General features: G+C 61.7%; 2 protein-coding genes. One reads left to right on the top strand and one right to left on the bottom strand.

Annotation, left to right across the window (positions count from 1 at the left end; all coding sequences use genetic code 11):
- Nucleotides 1-963: 963 nt before the first annotated feature.
- Entirely contained in the window at nucleotides 964-1,269 is a 306-nt protein-coding gene (locus tag ASILVAE211_RS25720; protein WP_227324202.1) for a WGR domain-containing protein, read from the top strand.
- Between the two features lie 201 nt (nucleotides 1,270-1,470).
- On the opposite strand, the gene ASILVAE211_RS25725 is transcribed toward ASILVAE211_RS25720, so the two are convergent.
- On the bottom strand, nucleotides 1,471-2,074 hold a 604-nt coding region (locus ASILVAE211_RS25725; RefSeq protein WP_227324203.1), incomplete at its 5' end, for an RES domain-containing protein.

The following is a 2,074-nucleotide window of genomic DNA, read 5'->3' on the forward strand; positions in this document are numbered from 1 at the left end:
CGCTATGCCAGACCGGAATGCCACCTCCTGAAGCGACAGCCCTACGTCCAATCGCAACTTCAGCATCTCGCGCACTCGGCGCATCGCTATCCTCTCCGTCGGCATCGCTCATCCCAAAAGGGTGAGCTTTAGCGCCGAAGAAGCACCCGATCCTCGCACCTACATGGCGGGATCAAATCGGAATCACTGGCGGCATGATCCCGGAACGGGTGGCGGCATCATTTCGGAACAAGTGGCGGGATGGCCCCGGAATCTGCAACGTGGCCGAGCAGGTTCACCTTGTTCTTCGATCCAGCCATTGTTTTCACTCCTCAAAACCTTCGGAGGTGAGCCGGCGGCGCCGGTTCTAACCTCTCGGGGTGCGGTCGTTGCGACCGGCCGAGAGCGTGCGGAAACCCCTGAGAACGGCAATGGTGCGGGAGCGCAGCGACCCGGTGCCGTTCGAACCGCAGGCGCTTTGCCCGTCAAAGCGGGCGCGTAGCGCCTGGACGGCAAAGCGGGGGTTGGAGCGCCAGCGACGGGCCGGTCTAGACCGCAGCACTCTTCCCGAGAGGTCAGGAACCGCGGCTGTCCGTCTCGCGGTGCGTTCGGTCTAGGAGTGAGGTTGGGTGGAGCCCAGAAGACCAGGGTGCAGCGCGGCCCCCCTGTCGGCGCGACCGGGTTTGGCCAGTCGGCCCGATGGGTCCCGCCCGCGACCTTGCCTGCCGCCAGCGTCGGTGGAAGGAGGCAGGCCAGACCGGCACCGCGAGCCCCGCTGGCGATGCTGATCGTGGACGCACATTGGCCGAGAGATCGGAAAAGGACGACCGGCGAGAGCTCGACCGCCGAAGGCAAGCCGGCCCTGCTATGGCGACGCGGCCACCGCGAGCCGCGCCGACCGAAGCAATCCTCGATTTGTGATGTGCGGTTGGGGCTCAACGTGCGACTTTGCTGCATCGAAAGATCCGTGAGGGGATCGAGAGAATGCAGGATCGTTTCGTCGCGCTGCGAGCGGTAAACCCCGAGCGGAATGTAAACCGGTCTTGGGTCTGCCGCATTGAGCGGGATCTGTTCGGAGAGTGCGTGGTGAGCGTGACGTTCGGTCGGACTGGGACGCAAGGCCGTACCATTCGCCGCATTGTCCCTGACGACGCCGCAGCCGATCGCTTCCTGGCCCGCGCGCTGGTGCGCAGGCGCGGCTCAGAAAAGCGTTGCGGCGCGGCTTACCACGTCATCGAGGCGCTTGGCTTCGAGACGCAGGATTTGAGACCAGCACGGTGCGATTCGTGATCGCCGAGATCTGGCCAGCCTGCTGCGGGGCAGATTGAGCCTTTCTGAATGATGCAACGGCACATGCATTGCGCGCGGGATCGTCACCCAGAGGGCCGAGACCCGTCAGGGGCTTGGTGAGCGCCGCGCATAGAGCCCGGCCTGGAGCGTAGCGTAGCGCAGGGCCGCGCCCAATAGTCCGAAAAGGGTTCCTTGGACAGATTAAGGTATGATGGTCACCTTGTAGGCGATCGCGCATTGTCCAATGCGGACACGACCGGGACCGATATCGATAGGTTCTGACGACATCGGCTTTAGGTCTTTCTCGGAAACGCGGTCGCCGAACAGGGCACACGCACGATCTCTGTCATGTTGGCGTGAGGTCCAGATAATGCCATCCACCTTAGGAAACGAGGCATGAACGGCAGCGGCCCAAAGCACGGTTTGAGCATAGGTTGTGGCATCACTCTCAATCATCGACGAGCGCGTTTGGCCGATCATATTCAGATTTTGGGTAAAAAACGGCGCAAGTTGAAGTTTTCGCGACAACTTGACCGTTGCGTGGCTTCGGCTGGCTAAATCAGAAGCCCTAACGTTGCGAGGGTTCGGCAATGGGGGCAGGTCGCGGAAGACACTCTCAAAAGCCGCCGCCTCATAGGTCTCTCCGAGATAGATCGTCGGAATGCAAGCGCTGGTGGCAGAATCAAACAAGGGCGCAAACCGCGTTGGCTTTCCCTTGCATGGATTAAAGACATTGGCATCTCTTGCCGTCTCATGGAACCGATGAAGGATCGTTCCCGAAGGCAACGCCTCGACCCCAAAATCG

It is taken from the genome of Acidisoma silvae (assembly GCF_020618775.1).
GTDB lineage: Bacteria > Pseudomonadota > Alphaproteobacteria > Acetobacterales > Acetobacteraceae > Acidisoma > Acidisoma silvae.